Raw genomic sequence first — 24,382 nt, 5'->3', positions numbered from 1 at the left:
GGTCAAGGACAAGAACTCGGGCGTGCGCCTGATGGGCTTTGGCCACCGCGTGTACAAGAACTACGATCCGCGTGCCAAGCTGATGCGCGAAACCTGCTATGAAGTGCTGAACGAACTGGGCCTGCACAACGACCCGCTGTTCAAGCTCGCCATGGAACTGGAAAAGATCGCGCTGGAAGACGAGTACTTCGTCAGCCGCAAGCTGTACCCGAACGTCGACTTCTACTCGGGCATCGTGCAACGCGCGCTCGGCATCCCGACGTCGCTGTTCACCTGCATCTTCGCCCTGGCACGCACTCCGGGCTGGATCTCGCAGTGGGAAGAAATGATCACCGATCCGGAATACAAGATCGGCCGTCCGCGCCAGCTGTTCAATGGCGCTCCGCGTCGCGACGCATCGGATATCCGCAGGCGCTGAGCGCAGTGTGTCGCTACCGGTGGGCCCGGAACGCGGGAAGCAGCGGCCGATGCGACACCTTGGTGTTCACGATGGGTCGCCGGCTGGCGACCCTAGCCCTCAGCATTCGAAGGAAGACGTCCGATGAGAATTAGCGTCCGCTTCTGCATAGGCATATCGCTCACGCTACTGAGCTCCATACCTATTGCCGCCCGGGCAGACGAGCAAGAGCCGGCAGCGACGACCGACGCTAATCCGCTGCCCGCGGCCGAGGCGAAGGCCCCACCCGCGCTACAACCAGCCAACGCAGTGACGCTGAGCGCCAACCCGGAGCCAGTCAACTTCGATGCAGGCGGCCTTGGCCCGATATACCTGACCGGCGTGCTGAGCGGTCTAGGCCAAGTGCAGAGCAACGCCCTGCCTTCAGATCGCAGCCGGCAGATCGATATTGGCAATGCCCAGGTATTCATCAACAAGCCGGATGGCTTGCTGCAGTTTTTTCTCCAGGCGGGGTACTACTCGATCCCCGTCCTCGGCATGCCTTATATCCGCACTTCGGATGCAACGCCGACGTTCTTCGGCCCCGTCGCACAGGGCTACCTGAAGATCGCGCCGACCGAGAACCTCTCAGTAGTGGTTGGCAAGCTGCCAACACTGATCGGCGCCGAGAGCACGTTCTCGTTCCAGAACATGAACGTCCAGCGCGGTCTGCTGTGGAATCAGGAAAACGCCGTGAACCGGGGGGTGCAGGTGAACTACGCCGCAGGGCCGCTAACGCTCGCGGCCTCGGTGAACGACGGCTTCTACTCGAAGCGATACAGCTGGGTGTCCATGTCGGCTAGCTATGCATTCGACAGCAATAACACGCTGGCCGTTGTCGCGGGCGGCAATACTAACCACACCCATGTATCCACCGCAGCGACACCTCTATTCCAGAACAACCAGCAAATCTACAACCTGATCTACACGCGCACTAACGGCCCATGGACCTTCCAGCCCTACCTGCAATACACCCGCGTGCCAGAGCTTCCGGAGTTCGGCGCCAACGCGTCCGCATCGACCTATGGCGGCGCGCTGCTGATGAGCTACGATTTTGGCTCCGACGCTGCCCCGGCGCCGCTGCGCAAGGCGGGCTTCAAACTGCCGGTGCGCCTGGAGTACATCAGCTCCACGGGTAGCGCCGCCGACGGCGCGCCCAACCTGCTGTATGGTCCTGGGAGCACGGCATGGTCGCTCACCGTGACGCCCACCTACCAATACAAGCGCTTCTTTGGCCGCGCCGAGTTCTCCTACGTCGGCGCGCGAAAGACCGCGCCTGGTCTGGCTTTCGGTTCGGACGGCAACAGCCGCTCGCAAGTGCGGGGGTTGCTCGAGGTCGGCTTGCTGTTGTAAGCCCGACTACGCGACGCACTTGTCGAATCCCGGGGGGAGAGTATTCACGACGCGCTTCGCGGTAGCTGCGCATCACGCAGTCCGGGGGAAAACCCGACAGCGGCGCTCTATTTCCGCCCAATATTAAGGTTGACGTTGCACCGACGCAATTGAATTAACCGAATGACAATAATTCCGAGATGGAATACCGATGGCATGCGCGGCCAGAGCGTCGGGATTACCGACTTTGGATCGGCGCTTCTTTCACGCACTTGGAAGTAGCGTGCTAGCAACTTTCAGATGCCGTGACTCCATCGAATCCAATCCTTCCCCTATTTACCAAAAGATATCGAAATGGAGATCGGACTTGCATTCGCCAGTCTGCAAGGGAGGGGGGTGAGTCATCTTGGAAGCCGTGTAGCGCTTCTTGCAATGAAAGAAATGAATAATTGCTATTTTAGAAAAAATAATAAAAGTTTTTATACAACTATTTACACATCATTGTCATAAAGCTGCCTCATCATGCGCCGTCCATAGCCGTACCGGGTCATGCCTGATCCCTCCGGCATGGCCCCTTCCGAAAGCAAGAAACGACTTGCTAAGCAGAAATTGAAATGACAATGAAAAAGACTCTCCTTGCATTGACAGCAGCCGCCGCGGCTTGGTCCGCGTCCGGCGCCGTATTCGCGCAATCGTCCAGCGTGACGCTCTATGGCATTGCCGATGCCGGTATCAGCTACCAAAGCCATGTGCAAGGCCCGAACGGGGGCGGCGCACTGTATGGCGTAACGTCGGGTGGCCTTTCCGGTTCGCGCTGGGGCATTCGCGGCGTGGAGGATCTCGGCAACAACCTGAAGGGCATCTTCGTGCTGGAGAGCGGCATCAATCTCGACACCGGCACGTCCGCCCAGGGTAACCGCCTGTTCGGCCGCCAAGCTTACGTCGGTCTGCAGAACGACCTTGGCGCCGTCACATTGGGCCGCCAGCAGAACACGTTGTACGACCTGTTCGCCGCCTATGACCCGATGATGGCCGGCAACAGCTACTCGCTCAATTCTGTCGACACCAATGGCTTCAACGGCCGCGCCGACAACGCTGTCAAGTACACCGGCAAATTCGGTGGCCTGATCGCAACCGGCTTCTACAGCTTCGGCCGCGATAGCAACGTCGTCAACGGCAGCGAAGTGCCGGGCAGCTTCCGGGTCGGCAAGAACTTCGGCGGTGGCGTGGCCTACGCCACCGGCCCGGTCTCGGTGGGTGTCGCTTACGACCAATACCAGGGCAGCACCGTTGCCACATCCGGCGCCGCGGCCAAGCGTGCCGCCATTGGCGCGTCGTATGCGCTCGGCGCCGCGAAGCTGTTCGCCGGCTACCGCTGGCTGCGCGATGAACTCAGCAGCGCGACCACCGTCCGTCATGACAATCTGTACTGGCTTGGCGCGCTGTACAACATCACGCCTTCGTTCAGCCTGACCGGCGCTGCTTACTACACCGATGCGCGCAACGACAGCAACGATTCGTGGATGTTCGTGCTGAATGCCGACTATGCCCTGTCCAAGCGTACCGATGCTTATCTGCTGCTCGGCTACGTGAACAACAAGGGACAGGCCACCTACGGCGTCACCAATGCGATGAATACGCTGCCCGGCCAGAACCAGACCGGCGCAATGGTTGGCGTGCGCCACCGCTTCTAATATCACTCGTGATAATGGCCAGCGCGCTGTCTGGGCGCGCTGGAGACAAGTCATATCGACCTTGCCTTGTTCACTAGGTGCAGGGACGCTTGGCCGGCAGATATGCCGGCCTTTTTTTTCGCGCCCTCACATCGCCAGCACGGCGATTCACTCCTGTGCGGGCGGGCTCCCGCTTCCATCAGGAAACTGGCCGCTTCCGGGGCAATCCCCCGGCGCGCAGCGCCAGCCCTTCCCAGCAGGTTCCATCGTTCAGATTCCCCTTCCCGTCGTGACCGGGTCTTCGACGCGCCGACGTCTCGCGCGCATCGCTCACGGTTCCCCCGGGACTATTTAAATAGGACGTACAAAATGAAGCACATCACGCCCCCCTCCCCTCCCTTGCCGCTGCCCTGCTCGCCTCGACACTCGCTTACGCGGCACATGCCGCTGACGTCAGCAAATCGAGCCATTCCTTGACGCGCCAGGAGGTGAGAGCGAACCTGGAGGCTTGGCAGCGTGCGGGCCTCGCGCAAGCGTGGCGGCGAGACGCCACGCCGGACATCTACAGCGAGAAGTATCAGCAACGGCTCGCCAACTATGAACGCCTGAGAGCGATCGCCCGGTAGGCCACGAGTGACTGGCCGAAATCCCCAACGGTCTGCCGAGCGTCATTGCTCAAGGGCCATGCGGCGGCAACATGCCCTCGCAATTCAATATGACTCGGACGCCAGTTGTCTGGCGGGCTGCACGGTCTCGTGTCGATCACGCTGCGCATCGGCCGCGCTGCCGGGCCGGATCCTGAACCAGATCGAGTACATGGCCGGCAGGAACACCAGAGTCAAGATCGTCCCGGCAAGCGTCCCGCCTATCAGCGTGTAGGCGAGCGCGCCCCAGAACACCGAATGGGTCAGCGGAATGAAGGCCAGGATGGCAGCCAACGCGGTAAGGATCACCGGCCGCGCACGCTGGACCGTGGCTTCCACAACCGCCCTGAACGGATCCAACCCTTCGTCTTTGTTGTGCTGAATCTGCCCGATCAGGATCAGCGTGTTGCGCATCAAGATGCCCGACAACGCAATCAGGCCAACCAGCGCGTTGATGCCGAACGGTTGCCCGAACAGAATCAGCGTTGGCACCACGCCAATCAGGCCGAGGGGGCTGGTCAGGAACACCATGACCATCGCCGGAATCGACCGCACCTGGAAGATGAGAATCAGCAGGGTGACTGCCAGCATGATCGGGAACAGCGGCAGCATGGCCTTCGTGGCCTTGCCCGATTCTTCAATGGAACCCGCTTGTTCAATGCGGTATCCGTTGGGCAGTTTCTCGATGATTGGCTGAAGCTGCGCGCTGACGGATGTCGAAACGTCGGGCGGTTGCAGGCCATCGGCAATATCGCCTCGCACCGTGATCGTCGGCATGCGATCGCGCCGCCGAATGATGGGCTCTTCCATGCGCACATCGATCTTGCCCACCTGCGAGAGCGGAATGCGTTGCCCGTTGGCGCCTGCCAGCGTGAAGTCGCCGATCTTGGCCGGATCCAGTCGGATGTCGCCGGCCGAGCGGGCGGTCACCTGCACCGTGCGGATGTCCTCGCGCACCGCCGTCACCGGAATGCCGTTGAGCAGGAATTGCAGTTGTTGCGCGACGGCGCTGGAGGTCAGCCCCACGGCCTGCAAGCGGTCCTGCTGCAAGGTGAAGTGCAGCGTCGGTACGCGCATCCCCCAATCGGTGTTGACCGTGCGCATCATCGGGCTGGCGTCCATGACTTGCCGAACATCGGCCGCGATGCGGCGCAACGTCTGCGCATCGGGGCCGGTCACGCGATAGGCAACCGGGAACGGAGAGTACGGACCGAACACGAGCTGCGTGACCCGTACGCGCGCCTCGGGGGCGAGGCCGTCGGCAATCGCCTGGCGCAGGCGCTGCTTCAATGCGTCACGCTCTTCCTGGCTGTCGGTGCGGATCACGATCTTGGCGAACGACGGATCCGGTAGTTCCGGCCCCATCGCCAGATAAAAGCGCGGCGCACCCTGGCCAACGTAAGCCGTCACAATCTTGGCTTCCTTCTGTTTGGCCAGCCAAGCTTCCAGCTTTGCGGTGGCCGCGCTGGTCTGGCTGATCGATGTTCCATAGGGCATCTGCACCTCGACCAGCACTTCAGGCCGATCCGAAATTGGGAAGAACTGCTTCTTGACCACCGCCATACCGAGGATGGCCAAGGCAAAGAGCCCGACGACCAAACCCGCGACCAGCCATTTGCGCGCAATCACACGCCCAAGCAGCGCACGGAAGCGGTTGTAACGCAGGGTGTCGTAAATCGCATCGTGGCCGCCTTCGACCTTCTTGAAGTCAGGCAGCATCTTTACGCCTAGGTAAGGCGTGAACACCACCGCGACCACCCAGGACGTGATCAGCGCAATGCCGACGATCCAGAACATGTTGCTGGTGTATTCGCCCGCGGTGGATCGCGCAAAGCCATTGGGCATGAAGCCGACGGCGGTCACCAGCGTGCCCGACAGCATGGGCGCCGCAGTGTGGCTCCATGCATATGCCGAAGCGGCGACGCGGCTGTAGCCCTCTTCCATCTTCACCACCATCATTTCAATGGCGATGATGGCGTCGTCCACCAGCAAGCCGAGCGCCAGAATCAAGGATCCAAGTGTGATGCGGTCGAAGTTCTTGCCTGTCGCAGCCATCACCACAAAGACGACCGCCAGTGTCAACGGCACGGCCGCGGCCACCACCAGGCCCGCGCGCCAGCCCATGCTGACGAAGCTCACCAGCATGACCACCAGCAGCGCGGCGAAGAACTTGAGCATGAACTCATCGACGGCAGCGGCGATGTTGACTGCCTGGTCGGTCACCTTGGTCAAGCTCATGCCGAGCGGCATGTCAGCGTTGATGGCGCCCACCTCCTTGTCGAGCGCCTTGCCCAGGTCCCGCCCGTTCCAGCCTTCGCGCATGACGATGCCCAGCAGCAAGGCAGGCTGGCCACCATTGCGCACCATGAACGTGGCAGGATCCTCGTATCCGCGCTTGACCGTGGCAATGTCCGACAGCTTCAACGTTCGGCCCTGCGATACAACCGGCGTATCCCGAATCTTCTGCAGCTCGTCGAACGCGCCGTCCAGACGGATGAATACCTGCGGCCCTTTCGTTTCCACCGAGCCGGCTGCCGTCAGGGCATTCTGGCTGTTGATCGCGGTAAAAACCTCTTGCGGACTCACGCCCAGCGTCGCCAGCCGCTCATGGGAAAACTCGACATAGATGCGCTCCGACTGCTCGCCGATGATGTTGACCTTCTTCACGCCGGGCAAGTGCAGCAAGCGCTGACGCAGCGTCTCCGCATCTCGCACGAGCGCACGTTGCGGTTCGCCCTGCGCCTTGAGCGCAAACAACGCAAAGGTCACGTCCGCATACTCGTCGTTGACCATCGGCCCGATCACGCCGGGCGGGAGGTTGGCCACCTCGTCGCTGACTTTCTTGCGCGCTTGGTAAAACTCCTCCTGTACTTCCGACGGCGGCGTGCTGTCGAGCAGGGTCAACGTGGTGAACGCCAGGCCCGGCCGCGTGTACGTTTCCGTGCGGTCATACCAGCGCAGTTCCTGCATGCGCTTTTCGATCTTCTCGGCCACCTGGTCTTGCATTTCCTGCGCCGTCGCGCCGGGCCACGCGGTGATGATGGTCATCACCTTGACCGTAAAAGCCGGGTCTTCCGCGCGGCCCAGCTTGAAGAAGGAAATGAGACCCGCCAGAGAGATCAGGCAGATAAGGAACAACGTGATGGCGCGCTCGCGCACGGCGAGCGCCGATAGATTGAAACGACCTTGGCTCACAGGCGCACCCCCGCGATGGCAGTGCTGGCACCTTGCCCTGCCACACGGACTTGCTGTCCTTCACGCAGCAGTTGTGCGCCAAGCGCGACGATCCGCTCCCCTTGCTTGACTTGGCCAGCAACCCGAGCGCTTTCGTCACCGAGGCGCACGATGGTGACGGATCGCCACGACACCTTCGCCGGATCACCCTGGATGACCCACACACCCGGGCCCTTGCCGGCATCGAACACGGCACCAAGCGGCACCTGCAGATCGCCTTGCACGGTGGTGAGCCGATCGGGAATCTGGATCGTCACGGTGGCGCCCAGCGGCGCATTGGCCAGTTCCCCATCCAGCACATAGCGCGCTTCGAACGTGCGGGTAAGCCGATCGGCAGCATCCGACAGTTGCCGCAGCTTGGCAGGTGCACCGGCGCTTTCCTTACCGAAAAGCGTGGCTTGTGCGACAGAGTCGATCGCCGGGCGCAACGTTTCCGGCAACTGGACCACCGCTTCACGGCGGCCAGCGTGGGCCAGCCGTACGACGGCTTGCCCTGCGTTGACGACCTGGCCGGGCTCGGCCAGCGTCTCCATGACCACGCCTTCACCATCGGCAACAAGCTCTGCGTAACGGCTGGCGTTACGCGCAACATCGGCCTGCGCTTCGGCGGCGCTCAGCTGGGCTTTGGCGGCATCCGCCGCAGCCTTGGCTTGGTCATAGGCTGAGGCGGAAATGGCGCCAGTTCCGCGCAGATCGCGGTAGCGGGCTTCGTCTTGCGCCGCCTGGTGCGCGCGCGCTCGCGCGGCGCTCACCGCTTCTTGCTGTGCGTGCGCGGCGAGCTTCAGATCGACAGGGTCGATGCGCATGAGCGGTTGCCCGCGCTTGACTGCCTGCCCGGCATCCACAAGCCGCTCCAACACCTTGCCGGGCACGCGGAACCCGAGATCACTCTGCACCCGGGCAGCGACGACCCCTGTGAATGAACGCGACGCGGAATCGACGGGCTGAACGAACGCGGCACGCACCAACGGTGCCTCGGTACGCGGATCGGCAGGGGCCTTTTCGCCGCAAGCGCTCAAAGCGAGCGGCAGCGCACCAATAACGATAGAGGTAACAAAGCAACGAGAAAGCATGAAAGCCCCATCGACAAGATCATCTGGGCTTTCATTCTGGTTCTTGTGACCATTTTAGTCAATGGTCACAATCAAAAAAACTGCGCGTCAGGGGGAAAGACTCCGAAGCACGAGGCTGGAGAGCAGTCCGGGCGCACTTTCCGTGTAATCAAAGCTGTACTGCAAAAGCAACGGATTCATGTACGGGCGCATGACCAGATAGATGGCCGTCGTGGCCTCGTCCAACGGCGTCTTGCGCTCGAAGTCTCCAGTCTGCCGGCCCTCCTGCAGCACATCGCGCAGCAACTCCTGGATGCGGTCCTCATAGGCGATCACCGCTTGCCAGCGTTCCGTCGCTGCCGAGGCCGCGATCTCGTACAGCTTGCGGTCGTGGGAAAACAACCGAAGGCTGGCCTCAGTCAAGGCTTTGAATATGCGCCGGAGCTTCTCCGGCGGGGAGTCGGCCTCGGCCAGGGCGGCATTCACGTCGGCCTCGATGTCGCGCAGGCAGTTGGCGCAGATCATCTCGCCAATGGCCTGCTTGGACTCGAAGAACTTGTAGATGTAAGCCTTGGAAAAACCGATGGCCTTGGCCAGATCGGAAACGGCGGTCTTCTCGTAGCCGTAGCGGCTGAAGTGCTCGGTGGCGGCGGCAACGATCTGGTCTCGCACGTCATGGTCCGCCGGGCCACGGGCGGAAACGGGGTAGGGGGCGGTCTTCATAGGCTCCAGCTTACGCGAGTCGCGATAGTTGAACAACGTGTGACCATTTTGTACTATAGTCACAAAAACCCGCTGGAAGACATCCATGTTGCCAAAACACTCCCTTATGGCCCTCTTCGCTGCCAGCCTGGCGACCGGTTGTGCCGTCGGCCCCGATTATGTGAAGCCCGATGTGCCGGTTCCCCGGCAATTCCAGGGCCAGACAGCAGTGGAGCAGCGGACAGCCAATGCCGGAGCCGATCTGCCCGCGTGGTGGGCTGGCTTTGGCGATCCGCAACTCACGCGGTACGTGCAGCTCGCGCTGGAACAAAACCTGGACCTTGCACAGGCCTTCGCCCGCGTCACGCAAGCCCGCGCGGGGCTTGGTGCTGCCAATGCCGCGTTGCTGCCCTCCGGCAATGTCACGGGCCAGGCCGCGCGTGCATACCAGTCCGTCGAAACCCCTTTGGGCCGCGTCTTGAATTCGCGGCCCGGATTCGACCGCAACGGCAACGCTTTTGAGGCCGATGTCAGCGCAAGCTGGGAGTTGGACGTATTCGGCGGCCTGCGCCGCGGCCGCGAGGGGGCACTTGCCGACTACCAGGCCTCCCAAGCGGGCGCAGTCGCCACACGGCTGGCCGTGGCCGCACAGACTGCCGATATCTACATCACCATCCGCGGCTTACAGACGCGCTTGAAAGTGGCCCGCCACCAGGCACAGACGCAAGAAGAATTGCTCTCCACCATCAACCTGCTGTACGGCAAGGGACTGGCGGCCGAGCTTCAAGTCCGGCAGGCCGAAGGCGCACTCGCTCAGGTTCGCGCTTCCATCCCTCCGCTTGAGGCTGGCCTCGATGCGGCGATGAACGCGCTGGATGTGATGCTCGGCTCGCTGCCGGGCACGCACCGGGCGGAGCTTGCGCAAGGCGGCGACATCCCGGCCGCTCCGCAAATTGCGATCAGCGGATCGCCGGGCGAATTGCTGAGGCGCCGCCCCGACCTCATCGTCGCCGAGCGCCGCCTGGCAGCTTCCAACGCGCGCATCGGTGTCGCCATAGCTGAGTACTATCCGAAGTTCTCGCTCAGCGGCCTGCTCGGCAGCGCTACATCGGTGGGCGCCGGCAGCCTGTTCGGTAGCGGTGCCAGTCAATCTGCCGGCGTGCTCGGTCTGCGCTGGCGCCTGTTCGACTTCGGCCGTATCAACGCGCAGATCGATCAGGCCAAGGGGCAAGAGGCGGAGATGCTGGCCGCGTACCGGCTCGCCGTGCTGCGCGCCACGGAGGATGTGGAAGACGCCTTCTCTGCCCTCGTCAAGCGCGAGGAGCAAGCGGCCGTGCTCGCACAAGGCGTGGATTCGCTTGGCCGCGCGCGAAATGCATCGTTTGCTGCTTATCAAAAAGGCGTCGTCAGCCTGATTGAAGTCCTGCAAGCCGACGAAAGCCTGTTACGTACATCAGACGCGCGCGCGCAGGCGCAAACCGATTCAGCGCGCGCTGCCGTCGCGGCTTTCAAGGCCCTGGGCGGTGGGTGGCAGCCCGACGAATCGACCGCCGTTGCCAGCAAATAGTCACTCCGCGACTGAGGCTGCGCATTCACCACGGCTCATCGCTCGAACCTTTACCGCAGCACCGACCCACTCATACCGAAAATCTGCCATGTCTAGTTCCAAAGTTGTCGTCATTACAGGCGTGTCCTCGGGCATCGGCCGTGCCACCGCCGCGAAGTCTGCGCTGCGGGGCTGCCAGGTATTCGGCACCGTGCGCAGCCTAGCAAAAGCGCGGCCACTACCGGGCGTTGAGCTGGCCGAGATGGATATCCGCGCGAATCGCGGCTGGGGCGGCGTCGAATGGCCGGAACACTGAACTTCGGTCGTCCACAGATGGGTGCGCGAATGACTGTGAGCCAGGCCGTTGCCACCCTTGTAGACCTCGGCGGCCGAGAGCGCGAGCGGGTCGCCTCCTCTTGCGCAGCTTCAAATCGCTCTGCCTGCTGTGTGCTGCCAGGCGCGGGCCGGACCCGTATTGCTCCCCAACCGTCCCGCGCGCCGTTTCGTGCTTTTCCTTCTGCTACTTCAGCTCGATCGCCAGCGTGGCCGTGGCCGGGCTCTGCGACGACGTCATGCGCAATGTCGTCGGTGGCGCACACCAGAAGTTGTTGTTGCCGGTGTTGCTCGGATTAAGGATGCCCGTGGTCGCGGTCAATGCCTGGTCATAGGTCCACGCCCCGGCCGTGACCACGGCCGTCCCCACCACCGTGCCCACGGCGCTGCCCGGGTTCGTGCAACTGCCGTTCTGGCGGAACGTGCCGTTGTCGTACTTGATGGTGATGGTCTGGTTAGCGCTGAGGCTGTCCGTGCCGGTAATGGTCCAGCGGTTCTTGTTCTGCGTGAAGCGCGCCCGCGTGCCGGCAATGGCTTCACCGGCCGATACCGCGACCGACACCGTGGCCGCCGTGGCCGAGGTGGCGCCAGCCCGGTCCACCGCACGGTACGTGAACGTGGCGGTGCCCGTGGCCATCGACGCACTCGGCGTGAAGGTCACGATCCCGCCGTTGAACGTGGCGTCCGCGTTCAGACCGAGGTTGGCATTGCCGGTGACGATCACCGCCGAGGCCAGGTCCGTGGCGCCATCGGGATCGGTATCGTTGGCCAGCACATTGAAGCTGGACTGGATGCCGCGCAGTGCGCTCGTGCTGTCGGCATTGGCCACCGGCGGGTCATTGACCGGCGTGACGGTCACCGCCACGGACCCTTCGTTCGATACCTTGCCGGCGACGGTCACCTTGTAGCCGAAGCGATCGGACCCGTTGGCGTTCAGACGTGGCGTATAGGTGATGGAGCCATCGGCATTGGCCGCCGCCGTGCCCAACGTGGCCGGACTGGAGATGGCCACGGTTCCGCCCGTCACCGCGGTATCGTTGAGCAGCACCTTGATGATGGTGGCGCCCGAATCCTCGAGCACGGTCAGCGTATCGTTATTGGCCACTGGCAACGACGTACCGCCCCCGGCCACTGCACCGGTGCTGACCTGCATCTCGTTGAGGCCATGTCCGCTCGACAGCACCGTCACCTTCGACGGCGGCGACAGCAGTTCGGTGGCCACCATCTGGCCATTGGCATCGAACGGCGCATCGAAGCCTTCCGCCTTGAGCGTTTGCTGCACCACCTGGTCGCTCGATTTGGCCTTGACCGACATGGCCTGGGTATTCGGGTCGTACAGCGCCTCGGTGATGAACACCTGGTCGCCTAGCTGGGCGGGCATGTAGACCGTCGTGGATTGTCCGCCCGAACTGATCGCGTTGGCCTGGACGCAGACCTCGGTAGGAATCGTCGCCGGCCGGCTCTGCCCATAGTAGCGCGTGCCGCTATTCAGCATCTGGTTGGCCACCGCATTCGCCGGCGCGCTGTAAGGCGGCACGAAATTACCCTCGGCATCGACCGAAGGCGTACAGGGCGCGTCGAAGTACGCCAGTTGGGTGGAGACCGTGGCCGACGGTGGCGTGGCCGGCAGCCGTGCCTGCAGCGTCGGCATGGCCGTCGCGTAGACATCGACCTGCCGGTTCGTTGCCGTGCGCTGGTAGCTGGCGCGGTCCACCGTTGCCATGCCAGCGATGGCGCCCTCGAAGACGCGTCCGGCAATCGTGAAGTCAGTGGTTTCGTAGACGAAGCCGTTCGGCCCCTCGATGCGGAAGATGTTCGCGTTGCGCGTGCCGCCACCAGCGATGATGTAGTCCGCCATCGGGCTGCCAGTCACCGGGCCCACGCGCGCCGGATCGGCGATATAGCGCCGGCCGTTACCCGGATAGGCACTGGCCGCGCCCGTGTTCACGAGGATGTCGTGGAACGGGTCCTGTCCCGGCTGCAGGTCCGGGATCGGGGGCACTTCGAGGCCGCCGGCCGTTGCCGACGGCAGCAGGAATGGCCCGATGCGGCCCTTGAGCACTTCAGTAAACGCGCCCGGTGCAATACCGATATCCTCGGTCGAGAACAGCCGCTCGCCGGCCACCTGGTTCGGGAATTCGAATTTGCCGTACGGCGTGTAGAACGTATAGGTGCCGTCGAACGGGATCGGATTGAGGCGCAGGCGCAGCCGCGCAAACACCACCTGGTCACCGGGCACTACCGGCCCGCCGCCGAACGCCCCTTCGATCGCCAGCACCAGTTGCGCCACCGTGGTCTGGGCTGAGCCCGGAATCGGTGCGCGCCGATCCCCCGCGTTGGCCAGCCAGTAGAAGTGCTCGTCGGCAAAGTTGTTCGGGAACGTCTCGGGGCCGCTGCCACCGGGCACATCGGGCGGCAGCAGCACGCACCACCCTCCCGCCAGTTCGGCCGCGCTCTGGTTCTGGCAGAGATCCAGGGTTAGGCCGGTCTTGTCCTGATACCACTGCGGATATCCGTTGGCCCGGTCGATCGGGCCCATGCGGGCCAGTTCGGCGGATGCGCTTCCCGCGCCAAATGCGAGCGCGATGGAACACGCCATTGTGCTGAGTCGAGTCTTCATGCTGTACCTCCTCAAAAACCGCCCCGGGTAGTTGCCTGTCTGGTAACGGATCCTTGTGTCCGGCTGTCAGGGCCTCATGGCCCCAAGGTCCGAAGGTCCGATAACGCGCTGCTCGCCTGGCTGCTCATCGTCTCGTGCCAGTCGCCGGATGCCTTTGTCAGTCAATCCCCGTCTGCATCAAACGATGTCCTGCCGATTTCCTGCCACCCCCGCGCCGCGCTCAACGCATGCGCGTCAGCGGCGTGGGCGGGCTCTCGCCGCCGAGATTCGATCTCACGACCAGTCCCTCGCCCGGACCAGGCTGCGGCACACCAACGATCGTGATCGTGTAGTTGCCGCCGCCGTTGTTGGTAAACGTGTTGCCGACCGACGCGGGATCGAAGACCTTGCCGCTCGTGGTCTTGTAGGGCTGGAGCTTCAGCACCACCTTCGCGTTCGCCACCGAGGACACTGCCGTGATATCGAGCCGTTGCTTGGCCACGCGATACTCGGCCACGGTGATGCGCTCGACGTCGGCCGCCGGCGTGAAAGAGGCCGTGCCCGTGACCGGCTTCGACTTCGCGCCGGTGACGCTGTCGGTGGCCACCACCGTGTACGAGAGCACGTCGGCGGTGGTCTGCCCGATCGGCACCACGTGCGATACCTGCAGGCTCGCGCCTGCGCCCGAGGTCTGGAACGATTGCGTCGGTCCGCCGGTCTGTGTCCAGCTGTAGGTGAGCTTGTTCGGGCTGGTCGCGGGCACGGCCGTCAGCGTTGCCGTGGCGCCCGACGCCACCGATACCGGCGCGATCGGATTGATGAACGGCACGTTCTGCTGCGCCGGCGTCACCGTGACCACCACCGCCGACGTAGCGGTCTGCCCGCCGCAGCCGGTCACCGCCAGCGTGAACAGGTAGGTATTGCCGGCCGTGACCGCGGGTGCCGTGAAACTCGGGTTCAGCACGGTAGCCGATGGGCTCAGCGTGAAGCCCTTCGGTGGTATCCACAGGACCGTCAGCGAACCCGAGCCCGATGCCGTGCCCTTGAGGCTGCCGGTGGCGCCGGACAGCACGGTCATGCTCGCGCCCGCGTCGGCGGTCGGGGCGGTGCAGGTCGATGGGACACCGCCCGATCCGGGCCACGGATTGAGCGGGCCGCTGGCCACCACACCGGTGGCCGAGCTGTAGCCACCGCGCGCCAGAAACGGCATCGTGGCGAAGGCGATAGCCGGCGGTGCCATGCCGGGCAGGCCTTCCTGGAACAGATACTCGCCAATCGGCGCATGGCTTTGACCGGCCACGATGCCGCTCGGCTGCGGCACCGATGATGACGGCGTCCAGGCGCCCTCCACCACTGCACGAACCTCACGCGTGGCGGGCAGGAACGTGTTCTCGTCGAGCGGGCCGAAGCAGAAATTGACGCTGGCCACCTGGCCCGTGCAGGGCGGCCGGAAGCGCCAGCGCCCTTTCTGCGCGCCGGTCGGCGCACCCGGATCGACGCTGACGATGCCCCATTCACGCTCCGAGGTGCTGCCATCGGGCGCGACATCCACGCCGTACAGATGGATATTGCGCGACGGATCGGTCGTGAATCCCTCGAAGCGCGTGCGCACCGTGGCTTCCAGCGCGCCTGGCTCGGTGACGCCGCCGTTGCCCAGCAGCGTGACGTCGATCGCCACATAGGCCGGATCGGTGAACGGCGCCGTGTAGATCGCCACGTTGGCCACGAACGTGTGCGCCGCAATGTAGGTCGATCGGCTTGCATAGGGCCCATGCGGTCCGGCGTCAGACACCAGCGTCCCCGAGTACGTGACACTGTCGCCCACTTCGAACGGCGCCATGATGCGCGGATCGGGCGCGCGTCCGGGCTGCACCGCCGCCGGATCAGGCATCGTGAAGCTGGCGCTGTGCAGGCCGTCCGGATTCTTCGGGCGATTGCCTTCAGGACATGCCGGATCGCTTGCCTGCGCGGTGGGCGCCACGCGCGGCACGCACATCGGATAGCCCGTCACGCTGCGCACCGTGGGGCTCTCGGCATCGACGGCAAAGCGCGGATCGCCGGCCATCTTGCGGCCATAGCGACCCACGGGGTCATTGAGGCGGATGCGCGTGCCGGGCTGCGCGGCATCGAGCACGTTGCGCGGCACACCGTTGCCATCGCGCACGAGCTTGCCGCCCACGCGCAGCTCGCCGGTTGCGTAGTCGATGTAGTTGATCAGGCCGCTGCCCGCATTGAGCGAATGCTGGGCGATGTTGACCAGCCCGGCAATGTACGTTTCGCCGACCTGATTGCCGATCAGGTGCGCCTCGTAGGCGGCCAGCGGGGCCGGCACGTCGGCCAGCGCCAGACCGCTGGTGCCGGCCGCCAGGTAGGTGGCGGGCGCCAGCGTGAACAGCTCTTTCCACGTCAGCGCCGTGCCTGGCAGGATCACGATCGTATTGGCCGGGATCCCAGAAGGCCGGCTGGAACGCCTTGCGCACCAGCTGCGAATAGGTCGGCGCGTTGGCAGCAAAGCCCCCCAGCACGCTGTCCTTGGGCGAGATGGTCTGCGCGCGCAGGATCGTCTCGTCCAGCAGACGCTTGCCGAGGTCGATGAAGGCACGGCCTGCGCAGCTCATTTCCACGTTCGACATCGGCGGGCCCGATGCCTGCGACGCCAGCGACGACGACGAGAGCCGCACCGGCACGTTGCGCAGCACACTGCCTTCCAGCTTCCACACCAGCGGCTGCGGGTTGCGCATGCCGAACGGATCGCCGCCATTGAAGACGTTATTGGCGCGGCCGTCCCAGAAGTTGCGGAAGTTGAATACGGCGTTGATCACACTGGGCGCGTTGCGGCCGGTCACGCGCCGCACGTTTACGCCGCTCACGTCGAAACCGGTGCCGCCGTGCATCAGCGAATCGGAGATGTTGGTGCAGTCGTCTTTCCGGCCATTCGGCTTGATGTCGTCATACGTGGCGGCGAACACGCCCTGCGAGCCCACCACGTCGTTGTTGTCGGCAATGATCGTCCCGGCGTCATCGACATCGCCGTGCCGGACCAGCGGGAAATCGGCGGCACGCAGCTTGTAGTTCGGCCCTGCCTGTTTGGCGCTGCCGGTGTTGAACTGGTTGTCGCCGGCCAGCAACCCAGGGTTGATCTGGTTCGTGATGCGGTTGTCGGCCCCCGCCTGGAAGTGGCAGGACGCACACGCGGTCAGGTTGTCGCTGCCCACGCGCATGTCCCAGAACAGCGCCTTGCCGAGCTGGATGGCCGCCTTCCTGTCGCGCACGAACACTGCCAGCTCCTGTTCGGTGGGCCCTGGCACGGGCACCGTCTTCAACGAGCCCATCGGCCTGGCCGGGGGCAGAAATACGACCGGCGCCGCGGCAATCAGCCGGCCCGCATGCAGCGCCACCAGCGCGGCAGCCGATCCGGCAAGCCCGGCGATGATCCACCGGCTGGTTGTGGCCAGCCGCTTGCGCTGCTTGCGCTCCCCGTTTTGATCCATGGTCCCCTCCCGTCCGAATCGAATCGCCTGGTGCCGCTGCACATCGTTCCGTGTGCATGCGGCGTCCGGGCGTGCCCCTGCCTCACTGCCTTACCGTTTCACCGTTTCTCCGTTTCACCGCTCATGTGAGATTCAGGATCGCGTGGGCGATCTGCCGCGCCGATGTCAGGGCCGGCATCATGCACCAGCGATCCAGCCGTTCATTGCCGATCACCACCATGCCGGTATGGCGCGAGAGCCGGCCATCCTCGGCGGGATCGGTATCGTAGAAACCAAGACGGCGCCGCACCTGCTCCATGTCGGCGCGCTGGCCGGTCAGGAAGGTCCATCCGCTGCCCGTGCCGTACTGGCGCGCATAGGCGAGCAGCGCGGCCGGTGTATCGAGCTCCGGCTGCAGCGTGAGCGACACCATGTGGACATCGCGCCCGACGCGCGCACCCAGCAGGTTGCGCACCGCCATCAGGTTCGCGGTGTTGGGCGGGCAGATGCCCGTGCACGCCGTGTACATCATGTTGAAGACCACCACGCGGCCACGCACCACGTCGTCATAGAAGCGCACCTTTCGGCCGTCGTGCGTATCGAACACCGCGTTGGGGAAATATCCGGCGCGGGGGCCACTGGGGCCACCACGCGGGCCGGGCGCCATACCGCGCGCACCGGCCGCGCCCGGCAGCAGCACTGCGCCACAGAGGGCCAGGAGCATTGTTCGCTTTGCGTGCATGGTCGGACTCCGTTTGCCGTGGGACGATGGCCAGTCAGGGGACGATGTCGAAGCGGACCATCATCGCGTGGTCCTCGTGCATGCCGTTGTGGCAATGCATGAGGTACTTGCCTTCGTAGTCGCGAAAGCGCAGGAAGACGCGGATCTCCTCACCGGGCTTGAGCACGTAGACATCCTTGCGCCCGCGCTCGTGCACCGGTGGCGTCGAGCCGTTGCGCGACAGGATGCGTCCCTCCTCGAGATGGATATGCACCGGGTGATGCCAGTTGCCGGAGCCCCGCAACACCCACACTTCCTCGGCCCCGCGCTTGATCCGCGCGGCCGGCTTTTCGACATCGAAATGGTTGCCGTTGACGGTCCAGCCGCCGTTGGAGCGGTCAAACTCCCACACACGGGTGGGCAGCTTGCGCAGCTGCGCCTCGGTGGGCAGGTCGGGCAGATCGCGCAACCTGGCCGGCACACGGCTGATATCGGGGCGCGCCGGATTGGACCTGACGTCGAAGCGCAGCAGCTGCGTGCCGCTCTTCATCAGCTTGTCGTCGGGGCCGCGGCCGTCGTCCTGTTCCAGCCGGTTGACCAGGAACAGCTGGCTGCCGATCGGGTACTTGCTGAAGTCGATCACGATGTCGGCACGCTCCGCCACGCCCATGCGGATCTTGCGCGTCGTCAGGGGCGCGGGCAGCAGGTTGCCGTCGTTGGCGATGTACGTGAAGTCCTGCTCGGCGTTCTGGTACATCAGGTAGAACTCATAGAAGCGGGCAGGCCCGCCATTGAGCAGGCGGAAGCGGTACTTGCGCCGTTCCACTTCGAACAGTGGCTGGATCTTGCCGTTGACCAGGAATTTGTCGCCCAGGAGACCGTCCGAGTTGAACGAATCGAACGCGAGCATGCCCTTGCGATCGAAGCGCCGGTCCTGGAACACGAGCGGGATGTCGTAGCGGCCCACGCCGCTGGGCAGGCGCAGCGCATTGGGATTGGAGTCTTCCTCGTTGCCCGAATCGAGCTCGTCGAACAGCAGATAGAAGCCCGACAGGCCCCGGTAAACGTTGGGCCCCGTGAAATCGAGGCGGTGATCGTGATACCAGCAGGTGCCGAGCGCCTCGCGCGCGTCGCCATGGGTGCTGCTGAACGCGTCGTAGCCCGCGTAGCAGTTAGGATAGTGATGATCGCGATAGCCGCCAGGGCCGGTCAGCGTCGGGCCGAAGCGCGTGCTGCTGTAGTAGTCGCCGGTAAAGCCATCGCTTTCCGACGCCATGTGCAGGTTGTGCAGGTGCGTGGTGATCTCAGGCGAGCCGAAGCCGATGTGATTGGCGGGCAGTTCGTTGAAGATGCGCACCAGCACCGGCTCGTTGTAGCGCGCGACGAAGGTGGGTCCGGGCAGCATGCCGTCGTAGCCCCACACGCGTTGCGTCGGCAGGTCGCGGTGAAACGAGTGCAGCGCCTCTTTCACATGCAACTCATAGAGCTTGCGCGGTTCGAACTCGCCCCAGCGCTGATGGCTGCCACGGCCACATTCGCCTTCGCCCCGGGTCACGAGCGGCGCTGGGCTGAGTGCCGCCACCGGCGGCTTGACCATCGGCACCGGCAGCACTTCGACGAATGGGCGCGTGGCCGGGCTCGCATCGTCACTGTCCTTGGCCAGTGCCGGGGCGGCCGGCAGCACGCCGCCAGCGAGCACCGCGCCGGCACCTGCCGCGGTGGCTTTGAAAAGGCGTCGGCGTCCCTCGTCGGGAACCGTTTCGTGACCCTGCGCATCCATTATTCACTCCATTTAGTGACACCGCGTAACGTTCTATTAAAAAACGCCATTGAACGTCTTTACGCGATTTTCTGGCGCGAACTCTCCCTGCGCAGGCGCGAATTCGCGCTGCGCATGCACGCCTGCCACGGGCATGAAAATCAACTTTTCATACGGCGCGAGGCGTCAATCGGTCATGAGGCAATGCCCTGGCAAAAGGACATTTGGAAAATGTCCGCGGCGTCTTGTGGGGGACCCGGACGATCTTGGCTTCTTGTGCACGACGCAACTCCCTGCGGCCATTCTTGATACGGCCCGCTGTATTTTTTTCTTCACTCCCGGGAATTTTTTGTAAATCCATGCCGGTTGAACAAAGATTTGTGCATTCAGCGAACGCCCGCCATTGGTCGGAAGGTAGAGCATTGTCTTGACATTGCGACCTGCCCCGCCAGCGTGATCGTGCTGCTGACCGCTTCCGAGGACCATGACACGCTGCTTGCGGCGTTCAAGGCCGGAGTCCGTGCCTATGTGCTGAAGGGAATCTCCGCGCAGAAGCTGCACGCGGTGCTGCTGTCGGCGCTCAGCGGCGAGATCTATGTATCGCCGCCGCTGGCCACGGAAATCCTGGCCTCGCTGACGCGCGAACCCGCGCCCGACCCGCTGCAGGAGCTGACCGATCGCGAAAAGGAAGTCCTCGGCATGATCGGCCTCGGGCTGACCAACCGCGAGATCGGACAACGCATCTGCCTGTCGGAAAAAACCATCAAGCACTACGTGACGAACATCCTGCAGAAGCTGCAGGTACGCAGCCGCGTGGAGGCCGCGCTGCTGTCCCAGCGCGAGCGGCACGCCGTGCTGCGCTAGTTTCGATCCCCACACACCCTCGCTGCATCGGGCGCCGCACGGCGCCCGTTCGCGCTTCTGGCGGCGCAATCTGGTGCAGTTTTGGGAATGCGGCGGGCCATGTCGTGGCTCAGGGCGGTGGGCACCGTGATGTCGTTGTCTCCATTGGCGATCAGGACAGGCATGTGCAGGCAAGTAAGGTCCTGCGGCGCTTGCTGGCCCCAGGCCTTGATCGCCTTGAGCTGGCGAAGCAAGGCACGGGGTGTCGGCCCCTTGTCGCGACCCGCCTTGCGTTCCTTCAGCCTCTTCAGGAATGCGCTTGCCGCCCGCCTGCCGTTGGCGGTGGAAGTGAAGAGAAGATAGGTCTTCGGATCGCGCAGCGTCAGCAGGCCCTTGAGCATCAGTGGCCAAGACATGGCCCCCACGCGATCGATGCCTTGACCGCCCGCGGGACCCGTGCCTGTGAGGATGAGCTTGCGCACCAGGTCTGGCGCTTTTAGCGCCACGTCCTGCGCCACGAAGCCGCCGAGCGAAAAGCCGAGCAGATCGACCTGATCGAAGCCCATCGCCCGGATCAATGCGACTGTGTCGCGCGCCATTTCATCCACGGTCAACGGCGCGATACCGCCGGACGAACCGATTCCCCGGTAGTCGATCGCAATAAAGCGACGCGTCCGGGCCAGGCCATCGACGATACGCGGGTCGAAGTTGTCCAGCACGGCGCCCCAGTGGTTGAGCAGGATCAACGGGATGCCCCCGCGCGGGCCCAGTTCGCGATAAGCGAAGGTGGTTCCACCCGCCCTGACCTGGTTGTTCTGTGCGCGTGCATAGGACGTTGCCGATTGGCTATCTGGGTCATATCTGGTCATGATTGATTCCCTGGGTTCGGCCTTCACGCGTTGACGTCCACGACGGTGCAACCACGCACCTGGCCCAGGAATACCGTATCCGCAAGGCTAGGCACTTCGACCAGGCCGACCATCCGGTCGCGCATGCAAGCTTTCCTGGGTCCAGGTCGGTCGCCAGACGAGCCAATGTCTGCAGCCGCAGGCCCTGCGGTGCGTTGACCGAGTCGATGCCGGCCAGCGTCACGTTGCGCAGGATGAAGGGCAACACGGAGCCGGGCAGGTCGGCGCCCATTGCCTCAATGCGGGTGCGCGGCTGGCCGCCGTAAGAGCTACGCCGCGGCCGTTGTAGAGGATGACTTCGCGGCCTTCGGCAAGTCCGTCCGTTATCAACGGGTCCCAATGATCCATGCCGCCGCGGAAGTGCTGCAGAAGCAGCAAGGGCGGCTGCGAGGGATCGGTGTTACCCCAGCGGCGGTAGGCGAGTCACGTACCCCCAACATCCGCAAAGCGCGTGGGCGCGGTGATATGGGGGGCAGGCATCGGGTTACTGTAGGGCTGAGCGGCGGTGTCGGTCGGTAAAGGATGACGGAAGCCGCCTTGGTCAGGCTTCCGGCCTGTCCTCGGTCGCAATAGTCGCATCATTGAGTTTGGCACCGACGCCATGGCACCAGTCGACCCAGTCAGATAGATCGTAGGCTACCCGACGAGCGGCCAGGTACCGACGCGCTATTTTCCTATCGCCAGCAGTTTCGGGGTGATCCAGGCTAGGAAGCCAATCATGAACAGCAACAGTGGAAGCAGCGCTGACCGGGACACCGCCCCCAAATCTCTCGGACCATTTAGCACAAAAACTCCAGCGACTAGCGACAGTGTCCCCTTGGCCGCGACGTAGCACCGCACAGTCGTCGTCAGGCGGCCCCAATTTAGCGACGGCTCCAGAAATGAACATCCGTCAACCTCGACTCAAAAGGAGAAACGATAGCTGCAATCACCGCCACACGTCCACCCGGAAGACGAATGGGAGTGGTGGATCAGTCTTGGACTCGGTGATAGTCCTCCCTGCGATTGTCGATTCACACGATACGGCCGGACCGTGCGCGGGCGCGGCCATGCGGTTGAATGCGCCCACTCGGAGCGCCGTGTCGCGTCGCGTTCCGCCGCTGGCAATAGTGCAAAATGCGTTCTGGTAAGCCAATCTTCTCCCGAGTTCGCGATGTCAGTCCCACATTCACCCAACGTTGAATCCGCTCTCATCCATTACGTCGAGTCCTGGGTTCGGCTCCTGGCCCGCGGAGATTGGGACGGCGCCATGGCTTTGGTGGAGGTGCCAAACTTCTATGGAGTGCGCTGGACGCCTGCAGATGTTCGCCGAATACTACTCGACTATGGCATGGGCATTGAGCCTGCTGTTACGGACCCCCATGCCCTAAGCGAACTGCCTCGCGCCTCATTAGGTGCGTTTGATGATGGCACCGGCTATTGGGTGGACTTTGACATGCCGCTCGAAGGGGCATGGAGCGACCTTACGGCCCAATTCGAGTTCCGGCGGGCCGGAGATCATTACTTTGCTACCCTACACGACCTGCACGTTCTCTGAGCGAGTGTCTCCCCTTATGCAGCTTCTGGCGGCGCCATAAGCGCCAAGGAAACAATGTCCTGTAGTCATCGACGGTTCCGGCTCGCCGCGGCGCCAATCGACGGCATGGCGGCACTTTCAGAATTCCGAGCCCGTCCATCTCTGGCAGATGGACGATTTGCCGCGGAGATGCTGACGTACAGCGAAATTCCTGTGCAGCCGTTGCGCTGAGCAGGCGATGGGATTGGCGGCCAACCCTGTCGTCATAAGGGAAAACGGGGAGGTCAATCCCCAGGCTGCTGCTCTGCCAACTCCCGAGCCACGGCGTCGGCACCTGCCTGCACGAACACCGCCAACTTGTCCGTGCCCAGATACGCATTCATTTCGCGCACCAAGGCGCCTTTGGCAGCTTCATTGAGCCAGGGCCGTCCACACGCCAGTAGGCGAATTGCCTGGCGGTAGTGCTCAAGGTAGCGCCGCTGCGCAGGTATGGCCATGACCGGCCCTCCGGGCTGCCCGTGGCCTGTGTAGATGCTGTCTTCCGGCATCAGGATGGATTCCAATTGCGCCAGGCTGCGCAGCCGCTGCGTCGAGAGGCCATCGTTCATGAACGAGTGCACGCCATTGAACACGACGTCGCCAACGAAGACTGCCCGCCGGCCGTCTCCGACCAGCCAGCAGGTATCGCAGGCCGATTCGCCCTTGCCAAGTTCCACCAGTTCAAAGCGAAGCCCGTCGACCCACATCGCTTCGCCTGTCGCCATAAACCGGTCTGCGGAGAACTTGTCATCCGGCCACTCGGCGCCGAAGATCGGCTTCCACTTCAGCGCTTTGCTATCGACGCTCCCGTGGATGGCTGCATTGACCGCTCGCGTTGTGATCACGGGGACCGTGCCGGCGGTATCGCGGAGCTGGCCAACGCCGTTGTAGTGATCCGGATGGCCGTGCGTGATCAGGATCGCTGCCAGCGGCTTGCCGATGGACCCGGCATAGGCTTTGAGTCCGCGCGCTTCGGATACGGTCATCATCGTGTCGATGATGACCATTTGCTTCGCGGTTTCGACGATGAAGGCGTTGGTATGGAAGGTATCTGCCCCGGATCCATACTGATGCACCCTGAATCCATCATGCTCAAAGCGCGAGACGGCACATTCAAGATTGAAGGTCATGCTTTAGCTTTGGTCCTCTCTAGTCGCCAGCAAACCACCGAGCGAACGCTGAGGCCTCTCGGCGCACGCGTGTTCCGCTTACCTTTTCCCGCCTGCGCGGTGGCACTGGTACTCCCCATCATGTTCCCCTGGCCCGTCTGGTCGTAGGTCTGCGCGCCGACGCCACCGCGAAGCCTTCCAAAATGCCTGTCAGTGCCTCGGTTAGCATGGTCACAACCTGTGCGCCGTTTCTCGCAGCGGCGTTCCGAACACCATTTTCTTCACGGAAGGACTGAATGGAATATTCCCACGGCCGGAAATTCAATAGCCCCTGCTTCAGTTCATCGACGTTGTACTGCAAGCGTTCGGCTTCGTCGCTGCTTAGCATCTAGACCGGCACGGTGGATCGCGGTGCCCGCACATTACCTTCGTTGACCTACAGAAGCCACTTCCCGCCTCTGCCGTG

Annotated in this window: 16 protein-coding genes and 1 pseudogene; 7 read left to right on the top strand and 10 right to left on the bottom strand. The window is 63.6% G+C overall.

The genetic code is table 11. The features are described 5' to 3' along the window. From A9975_RS25635 to A9975_RS38625, 4 genes are all read left to right on the top strand, one after another. Positions 1 to 418: citrate/2-methylcitrate synthase (locus A9975_RS25635; RefSeq protein ID WP_304523944.1), on the top strand; the 418-nt coding region annotated here is incomplete at its 5' end. A 123-nt stretch (positions 419 to 541) separates the two neighbouring features. Next, a complete protein-coding gene (locus tag A9975_RS25630; RefSeq protein ID WP_255503446.1) occupies positions 542 to 1,789 on the top strand; it encodes an outer membrane beta-barrel protein in 1,248 nt (415 codons plus the stop codon). A 599-nt stretch (positions 1,790 to 2,388) separates the two neighbouring features. Then, on the top strand, positions 2,389 to 3,462 hold the full coding sequence (locus tag A9975_RS25625; protein WP_183035217.1) for a porin: 1,074 nt from the start codon (positions 2,389 to 2,391) through the stop codon (positions 3,460 to 3,462). 389 nt (positions 3,463 to 3,851) lie between these two features. Next, positions 3,852 to 4,067, top strand: a complete 216-nt coding sequence (locus A9975_RS38625) for a DUF4148 domain-containing protein (protein WP_183035218.1) — start codon at positions 3,852 to 3,854, stop codon at positions 4,065 to 4,067. Positions 4,068 to 4,151: 84 nt separating this feature from the next. Here the strand turns inward: A9975_RS38625 and A9975_RS25615 are convergent, their stop codons facing one another. The 3 genes from A9975_RS25615 to A9975_RS25605 all read right to left on the bottom strand — a co-directional run bounded on the left by A9975_RS25615 (position 4,152) and on the right by A9975_RS25605 (position 9,094). Next, positions 4,152 to 7,280, bottom strand: a complete 3,129-nt coding sequence (locus A9975_RS25615; RefSeq protein ID WP_183035216.1) for an efflux RND transporter permease subunit — start codon at positions 7,278 to 7,280, stop codon at positions 4,152 to 4,154. Beyond that, positions 7,277 to 8,392, bottom strand: a complete 1,116-nt coding sequence (locus A9975_RS25610; protein ID WP_183035215.1) for an efflux RND transporter periplasmic adaptor subunit — start codon at positions 8,390 to 8,392, stop codon at positions 7,277 to 7,279. Before A9975_RS25610 ends, A9975_RS25615 begins: the two co-directional genes overlap by 4 nt. An 87-nt stretch (positions 8,393 to 8,479) precedes the next feature. Then, complete coding sequence (locus tag A9975_RS25605) at positions 8,480 to 9,094, bottom strand: TetR/AcrR family transcriptional regulator (protein WP_183035214.1); 615 nt, start codon at positions 9,092 to 9,094, stop codon at positions 8,480 to 8,482. Positions 9,095 to 9,179: 85 nt separating this feature from the next. Between A9975_RS25605 and A9975_RS25600 the strand changes: the two genes are divergently transcribed. Then, the gene (locus A9975_RS25600) at positions 9,180 to 10,640 is read left to right on the top strand and encodes an efflux transporter outer membrane subunit (protein ID WP_183035213.1); all 1,461 of its coding nucleotides are present in this window, start codon (positions 9,180 to 9,182) and stop codon (positions 10,638 to 10,640) included. An 88-nt stretch (positions 10,641 to 10,728) separates the two neighbouring features. Then, positions 10,729 to 10,893: pseudogene (locus tag A9975_RS25595) on the top strand (SDR family NAD(P)-dependent oxidoreductase); the annotation flags it as partial. Positions 10,894 to 11,139: 246 nt separating this feature from the next. Here the strand turns inward: A9975_RS25595 and A9975_RS25590 are convergent. From A9975_RS25590 to A9975_RS25575, 4 genes are all read right to left on the bottom strand, one after another. Beyond that, positions 11,140 to 13,572: a cadherin-like domain-containing protein gene (locus A9975_RS25590; RefSeq protein WP_183035212.1), complete on the bottom strand. Its 2,433-nt coding sequence runs from the start codon at positions 13,570 to 13,572 to the stop codon at positions 11,140 to 11,142. 2,069 nt (positions 13,573 to 15,641) lie between these two features. Next, entirely contained in the window at positions 15,642 to 17,084 is a 1,443-nt protein-coding gene (locus tag A9975_RS38620; protein ID WP_183035211.1) for a cytochrome c peroxidase, read from the bottom strand. A 79-nt stretch (positions 17,085 to 17,163) separates the two neighbouring features. Continuing rightward, positions 17,164 to 17,745, bottom strand: coding sequence for an SCO family protein (locus A9975_RS25580; protein ID WP_255503444.1), 582 nt, complete (start codon positions 17,743 to 17,745; stop codon positions 17,164 to 17,166). 52 nt (positions 17,746 to 17,797) lie between these two features. Beyond that, positions 17,798 to 19,522, bottom strand: a complete 1,725-nt coding sequence (locus A9975_RS25575) for a multicopper oxidase family protein (protein WP_183035209.1) — start codon at positions 19,520 to 19,522, stop codon at positions 17,798 to 17,800. 438 nt (positions 19,523 to 19,960) lie between these two features. Here A9975_RS25575 and A9975_RS25570 point away from each other — a divergent pair, with 438 nt between their 5' ends. Beyond that, positions 19,961 to 20,365, top strand: a complete 405-nt coding sequence (locus A9975_RS25570; protein ID WP_183035208.1) for a response regulator transcription factor — start codon at positions 19,961 to 19,963, stop codon at positions 20,363 to 20,365. Here the strand turns inward: A9975_RS25570 and A9975_RS25565 are convergent. The 3 genes from A9975_RS25565 to A9975_RS25550 all read right to left on the bottom strand — a co-directional run bounded on the left by A9975_RS25565 (position 20,362) and on the right by A9975_RS25550 (position 24,304). Beyond that, positions 20,362 to 21,213 (bottom strand): alpha/beta fold hydrolase, encoded by an 852-nt coding sequence (locus tag A9975_RS25565; protein WP_255503443.1) that lies wholly within the window; start codon positions 21,211 to 21,213, stop codon positions 20,362 to 20,364. The two genes, A9975_RS25570 and A9975_RS25565, sit on opposite strands and share 4 nt — an antisense overlap. A gap of 1,839 nt (positions 21,214 to 23,052) precedes the next feature. Further along, positions 23,053 to 23,937: an MBL fold metallo-hydrolase gene (locus A9975_RS25555; RefSeq protein ID WP_183035207.1), complete on the bottom strand. Its 885-nt coding sequence runs from the start codon at positions 23,935 to 23,937 to the stop codon at positions 23,053 to 23,055. A 118-nt stretch (positions 23,938 to 24,055) separates the two neighbouring features. Next, positions 24,056 to 24,304 carry a hypothetical protein gene (locus A9975_RS25550; protein ID WP_183035206.1) on the bottom strand — a complete coding sequence of 83 codons (249 nt, stop codon included), beginning with the start codon at positions 24,302 to 24,304 and terminating at the stop codon, positions 24,056 to 24,058. Between the last annotated feature and the right edge of the window lie 78 nt (positions 24,305 to 24,382).

It is taken from the genome of Cupriavidus sp. UME77, assembly GCF_014170355.1.
Lineage (GTDB): Bacteria > Pseudomonadota > Gammaproteobacteria > Burkholderiales > Burkholderiaceae > Cupriavidus > Cupriavidus basilensis.
This window is presented reverse-complemented; position numbering and strand designations above follow the sequence as displayed.